Annotated in this window: 3 protein-coding genes; 2 read left to right on the top strand and 1 reads right to left on the bottom strand. The window is 53.5% G+C overall.

Translation table 11 applies throughout. The features are described 5' to 3' along the window. Together V6D20_02610 and V6D20_02605 are read left to right on the top strand one after the other, a co-directional pair. The coding region (locus tag V6D20_02610) for an efflux RND transporter periplasmic adaptor subunit (GenBank protein ID HEY9814685.1) at nt 1–889 on the top strand (889 nt) is incomplete at its 5' end. 96 nt (nt 890–985) lie between these two features. Further along, nucleotides 986–4,210 (top strand): efflux RND transporter permease subunit, encoded by a 3,225-nt coding sequence (locus V6D20_02605; protein ID HEY9814684.1) that lies wholly within the window; start codon nt 986–988, stop codon nt 4,208–4,210. Nucleotides 4,211–4,782: 572 nt separating this feature from the next. Here V6D20_02605 and V6D20_02600 read toward each other — a convergent pair. After that, nucleotides 4,783–6,702: a heavy metal translocating P-type ATPase gene (locus V6D20_02600; protein ID HEY9814683.1), complete on the bottom strand. Its 1,920-nt coding sequence runs from the start codon at nt 6,700–6,702 to the stop codon at nt 4,783–4,785. Between the last annotated feature and the right edge of the window lie 306 nt (nt 6,703–7,008).

Genomic DNA, 7,008 nt, shown 5'->3' with positions numbered 1-7,008 from the left:
TGAGGTGGCCCAAGCTGAAACTCAGGTGGCGGATGCTTTAGCGCGGGTAGAGCAGGTGAATGCTTCCCTAGAACAAGCTCAGCTTGATGCCGATCGCTTTCAAGGCCTGGCGGAAGAGGGAGCGATCGCTGCCCAGCAGGCAGAAATTGCCTTGACCACCCTGCGCACTACTCAACAGGAATTGCGGTCAGCCCAAGAGCAAGTGCGCACTCGAGAACAGGCGATCGCCTCGGCTCAGCAGCGGGTTGCTGTCCAAGCAGAATTGGTGCGGCAGGCCCAGGAGCGGTTGTCTTATTCCACGATTGTGGCTCCCATCAACGGTGTGGTGCTCGATCGCTTGGCTGATCCAGGAGACTTCATCCAATCTGGACAAGAGCTGCTGAAACTGGGTGACTTTCAAGATATGCAGGTGGTGGCTCAGGTATCTGATCGCGATCGCAGCCAGGTGCGGGTTGGGCAATCTGTGCGGGTTGAACTCGATGCCTTTGCCGGGTCGTCGTTAACGGGACAAATCACCCGTATTTCTCCCGTCGCCGATGCCTCATCGCGATTGATTCCGGTGTATATCGCCATCCCCAATACCGATGGTCAAATTAGCAGCGGCCTAATTGCCCGTGTCCGGTTTGATGCTGTTACGCCCCAGGCCGTGACGGTGCCGGAAACGGCCCTAGAGGTCAGTGAGGGTGACGATGGTTCGGTGGTGTTTATTGTCACCGACGAGGGGGAGATGGCAACGGTGCAGCCCCGTACAGTACAGGTGGGCGATCGCCGGAATGGTCGAGTGGAAATCCTAGAGGGATTAACCCCAGGGGAAGCCTACGTGATCCGTAGTAGTCGGCCGCTGCAGGCAGGAGAATCGGTGCAGCGAAGTTTATTATCAGACTCCTAGGGCAGTTTAACGGTCTCATTCATCTGTTGCCAGAGTTTAGGGAGCATCTTATCCTTACCTTAGGCGCATTCTTGACCACTCCTCACGCAAGTCATCATGTCTCAATCTCCCAAACAAACCGGTTTGAGCAGCCTTGCCATCCGACAGCATATTGGTACCTTAGTGTTGACGGTGGCTACAATTATTTTGGGTTTTTTCGTGATTACCCAATTGCCGGTGGATCTGCTGCCGTCGATTACCTATCCACGAATTGGTTTACGGATTGATGCGCCGGGTCTAGCTCCAGAGGTGGCGGTTGATGAAGTCACTCGTCCCTTAGAAGAAGCGCTGTCTGCTACAGAAGGCGTGGTGCAGGTCTTCTCCCAGACACGGGAGGGACAGATTAGTCTTGATCTATTTTTTGAGCCGGGTGGTGATGTTGATCAAGCCCTCAATGATGCCACAGCAACCCTCAACCGGGCCCGCGATCGCTTGCCCGATACCATTGGCACGCCTCGGCTGTTTAAGTTTGATCCCTCCCAACTGCCGGTGTATGAACTGGCGTTGACCTCTCCCTCCTTCGACGATGCCGAACTGCGGATTTTTGCCGATGAAGAACTGGCGCGGGATCTGGTGCAGGTGCCAGGGGTGGCCAGCGTCGATATATCCGGTGGTCTGTCGGAAGAAGTGCAGGTGAATGTTGACCTGCAGCGCCTGCAGGCGGTCGGGGTGAATGTGAGTGATGTGCTCAACGCCCTACGCGATCGCAACCAAGATATCTCGGGCGGACGTCTGCGGGGCGGTGAGGAAGAAACCCTAACGCGCTTGGTGGGCCAGTTCCAGAGTGCGGAGGAGGTGCGTAATCTAGCTATTGAGGTAGAGGATAGCGATCCGCCCCAGCAGGTCTATCTGCGGGATGTGGCTACGGTGCAGGATGGCACAGAAGAACAGCGGATTTTTGTCTTACTGAATGGACAGCCGGCGGTGAAGATTAGCATTCAAAAGCAATCCGACGCTAATACGGTGGAGGTTGTGGATGCGGTGAAGGCCCGGTTGGAGAGCCTGCGGGAAACCGGTTTGATTCCTGAAAATATGCTGCTGACGGCCACCCTGGATGAATCGCGCTTTATTAATAACTCGATTCAGAATGTAGCGATCGCTGGCCTGACGGGAGCTACCCTTGCTGCTGTGGCGGTGCTGTTGTTTCTAGGATCCCTGCGGCAAACCTTCATCATTGTCCTAGCTATTCCCCTTGCCACCCTTGCGTCCATCATGATGATGGGGCTGTTTGGCTTATCGCTGAATGTCTTTAGTCTGGGTGGCTTGGCGTTAGGCGTAGGTATTGTGGTAGACAATGCCATCGTCATGCTGGAAAACATTTCTAAAGATGCTAAGCCAGCCGTGGCTATGGTGCGCAACAGTCGGCGATCGCGCCGTGATGCTCAGCGACGGGTCATTGCTCAAGCTCAAGAGAGCAGCCAGGCTCTAGAGTCGGCGCTGTTGGCTTCCACAACCACCAACCTGGTATCGGTGCTGCCCTTTTTGTTGATTGGCGGTTTCATCTCCCTGCTGTTTAATGAGCTGATTTTAACCATCAGCTTTGCGGTCGCCGCATCGTTGCTCGTGGCGTTAACGGTGGTGCCAACCTTGGCGTCGCGACTCTTAACCGTGCCGACCACCAGCGGCGTCAGGAACTTGGGCCCGATTGTAGCCTTTGGTCAACGCATTGAAGGTTTGACCCAGCGCTATACTCAACTCCTGACCTGGGTGTTGCAGCATCGCATTCCAGTGTTAACCGTTGCGGTGGTGGTTTTGGTGGGCAGTAGCCTGATGATGGTCAGCCGCATTCCCCAAGAAATTTTGCCTCGGATTAATACAGGGCTAGCTCAAGTGCGGGTGCAGTTTCCGCCCGGGACGACCCTAGAAGCGAATCGACGGGTGATGGCGATCGTTGATGATCTACTGCTGGAGCAGCCGGAAACAGACTATAGCTTCACAACAGCTGGTGGTTTCTTATTTGGTAGTTCAACGAGTGAAAATGCTCTAAGAGGGTCGAGCACCGTTTCCCTGAAGCCAGGTAGTGATGTGTTGACCTTTGTAGAGCGTATGGAACGGGAATTTTCCCAACTCAGCTTGATTGAAACGAGTATTCGGGTGTCGGCAGGCTCTGTGCGGGGTCTGGTGCTCAACAACTCTCCCGTGCGCTCGGATCTGGATGTGGGTCTGCAGGGTAGTGATCGCCAAGCGTTGGAGCAGGCAGGACGTCAAGTTTTGGGGGCACTGAATGCCAATGCGAGCTTAGCTCGCTATCGTCCTGATGGGGAAGATCCTCAGCCCGAAATCCAAATTCGCCCAGATTGGGAACGGGCTGCTGATTTAGGGCTGAGTACCCAAGACGTGGGAGATGTGATTCAAACCTCTCTGAATGGATCAGTACCCACCCAACTGCAGCGGGGCGATCGCCTTGTGGATATTAGGGTGCAGCTTGAGCCAGGAACCGTGCAGCGACCGGAGCAACTGCGGGATATACCCCTCTTTGCCCGCCAACGTCAGCAGGTCCGCCTCGGTGATATAGCGACTATTGAAACCGCTGAGGCTCCTGGAGAAATTCAGCGGATCAATCAACGCCAAGTGTTTCTGATTGCCGGTAGCCTGGCGAGTGAGGCGAACTTGAGTGATGCCTTGGCCGAAGTTGATAGTATTCTGGCCGACCTGGATCTACCGGATGGTGTCACGCGCCTACCTAGTGCCAGTGCAGAAACTGCTCAAGAGCTGCAAGACTCGTTAAAACTGCTGGGCGGTTTGGCAGCGTTCATGGTGTTTGTGGTCATGGCGGTGCAGTATAACTCCCTGATTGATCCGCTGGTAATTATGCTAGCGGTGCCGCTAGCTTTGGCGGGTGGTATTCTTGGCCTGTTTGTAACCCAAACGGCGATCGGGGCAACGGTGATTGTGGGCGCGGTGCTGCTGGTGGGGATTGTGGTGAACAACGCCATTATTCTGGTCGAGTTGGCCAATCAAATTCGCGATCGCGATCGCATATCTCACCGTGCTGCTATTTTGAAAGCTGCTCCTCAGCGACTGCGTCCTATCTTGATGACCACGATTACGACGGTGTTAGGGTTATTCCCCCTAGCCTTGGGGATAGGAGAAGGATCAGAATTTTTGCAGCCCCTAGGGATCGTCGTTTTTTCAGGTTTATCCCTGTCTACTCTGCTGACGCTGTTTATTATTCCCTGCTTTTATACGCTGCTCCACGATCCTCGCTGGAGCCGTAAAACTCGTGGTAAGCTTACCCCAGCACTCGGGCCAGAGCAGTCTCGTGAACCTTCAACTCGATAAAGATAGGATTCGATAAAGATAGGATGAATTCTAGATACCATCTCAAATTCAGTGACATGCCAACCTAGTTCACAGCAGATTGCAAGATGGGTAAAGGGTTTGTCCCGTGCCCATCATAGCCCATTGAATGAGGATAAAAATCTGTTGTGATAAATCAAAAATTGGAATAGTGGCGTTGCTGAATGAAGATATAACATCGGAATGTGAGCGTCTCTCGCTTACGGTTGGATAGCGCAAATCCTATCCCTCTCCAGCAACGCCAGAATAGTCTTTACTGTCATGACGTTGATGGAAACTTGAGTGGCGATCGCTATGTATCCTTATCCTTAATGTGGGTTCGACTGGTGTGCCCCTGGTTAACCTGAGATGGACAAAGGATAGAAGATGTGGGCTGTAACTGCTTGTTCTGAACGGTCATCCGTTGTGTCGTGCTCTTAGGTATGGCTGTAACGCAATGTTTTGTGAGGGTTTGATGCGTTCGCTAGCGCTCACGCATTCTACCGATTGATGGGATGTTCTAAGATGGGTTGACGTTCTAAGGTCGGAAAACGGAACGGAACCATTCATTCTGCTCAACCTCTCAGTAAGCGTAAGCCACTTAAGGTAACGATCACCGTAGATCCCTCATGCCCCAGAACTCCTAGGGGTAGTGTGATGTTGCCCATGAAATTTGCCATGAGGAGCACCATAATAAAGAAAAGAGCGAACGCAATATTTTGCTTGACCACGCCTTGGGCCCGCCGACCAAGACGGATAGCTCGTTCTAGATGTTCTAAGCGATCTGCCATGAGTATGGTATCAGCCGTTTCAAGCGCCACATCACTCCCCGAAAGTCCCATAGCTATGCCGACCGATGCTTGAGCCAAGGCTGGCGCGTCATTAATGCCATCTCCCACCATAGCTACGGTTTGATACTGGGTCTGTAACTGCTTAATAACATCTACCTTATCTTCCGGCAACAGATCTGCATACACTTGGTCTACGCCAGTTTTCTGGGCAATATGGTGAGCGGTGCGGGAATTATCGCCGGTGAGCATGACAATATGCTCAACACCCATACGTTTTAAGCGGGCGATCGCTGCTGCGGCAGCAGGACGTACGGTATCGGCTACGGCAATGATGCCCAATAGCTCTCCACCGAAGGCCACCCATACCACTGTGTTACCCTCGGCTTCCCACTGCTGGCTCTGGATGATCAGGGCTGGATCCAAGTGCGGCAGGTGCGATCGCACAAAGGTGGCATTTCCCACCACGGCAGGCTGTTGATCAACGTCTCCGGTGATGCCGCGTCCTGCTTGGGCCTGTCCATGGCTGGCTGTTGTCCAAGCTACTTGGTGTTGCTGAGCTGCTTGGACGATCGCTGCCCCGATGGGATGTTCTGACAAGCTTTCTAGGGCGGCGGCCACTCGCAGCAACTGGTGGGTTGATTGGTGGGGCAGGGTGAGGGTGTGGATCACCTGAAGGTTTCCGGTGGTCAGCGTGCCGGTTTTATCAAAGGCGATCGCCCGGACACAGCCCATTTTTTCCAACTGCGCCCCATTTTTGAACAAAATGCCATGGCGGGCACCGTTGGCAATTCCCGACAGCAGCGCTGGCATAATCGAAGCCATCAGGGCACAGGGAGAGGCGACCACCAGGAAAATTAAGGCACGATAAATCGTTTCTTCCCAGCTCCAGCCCATGAGAAATGGCGGTAAGGTGCCCAACAAAATCCCCGCCACTACAATAACCTTGGCATAGCCACGTTCAAATCGTTCAATGAATTGCTGGGACGGTGGCGCATCCTGTTGGGCCTGTTGAACCAGACGGATGACTCGCTGAATTAAGCTACTTTCGGGAGGCTGATGAATGCGCAGTTGCAGGGCTCCACTGCCGTTCAGCGTGCCGGCAAAGACTTCATCACCGATGCTTTTCTCCGTAGGCATTGATTCTCCAGTAATAGAGGCTTGGTTGAGGGTGCTGCTGCCTTCCACCACAATTCCATCGGTGGGCACCAGTTCTCCCGGTTTCACCAAAACCTGGTCGCCAATCTGGAGGGCAGCGATCGCCACCTGAGTTTCCCGCTCATGGACAATCACCCGAGCTGTATCGGTGGTCAGGCTCATGAGCCCCTGGATACTGCGCTCTGTGCGCCGCATGGCATAGCCTTCCAGTGCGCCGCTAATGGCAAAAATCAAGATGAGCACACCCCCATCAACCATTAGGTAATAGTCCTGTTGCCAAAGCCCCAGACCTGCCGCCCCCAAGGCTGCCACAATCATTAACAGATCGACATCCAGTTCTTTTTCATCCAGCAGCGTGGTGATGCCATCGCGGGCACTGTCAAAGCCGCCAATGACGTAGGCCACGGTCAGAATAAACAGTCCGGCACCAATCCAGCCAATAGCTAGGGTTTGCCATCCCAAGAGCACCAAAATTGCGCAGACTAGGGCAGCGATCGCGTCGGGATGGTCTTTCAACAAATTGGACAGGGGCGATGTGGCGGAGGTCATGGGTGAATAGGTGGTTGCTATAGATACCTCGTTACTTTAAACATTGACATTAGTGTTAATGTCAATGTTTGGATAGACTAGTACTCTGAGGCAGATTACGTCCGCCTATTTGCGAAGGTGGAAACCCTTGTATGTCCTAGCTTCCTTTTCGTTTTTCAGTCTTCGTTTTTCAATCTTGCGATACTAGCTTGGGTAGACTAGAGCTATGACCACGCAACATTTGACCATCAAAGAACTCACAGAAGCGGTTCAGGGCGACGTGACCCCGCGCATGGTGCGGCACTACCACACCCTGGGCCTGTTGCC

It is taken from the genome of Candidatus Obscuribacterales bacterium (genome assembly GCA_036703605.1).
Lineage (GTDB): Bacteria > Cyanobacteriota > Cyanobacteriia > RECH01 > RECH01 > RECH01.
This window is presented reverse-complemented; position numbering and strand designations above follow the sequence as displayed.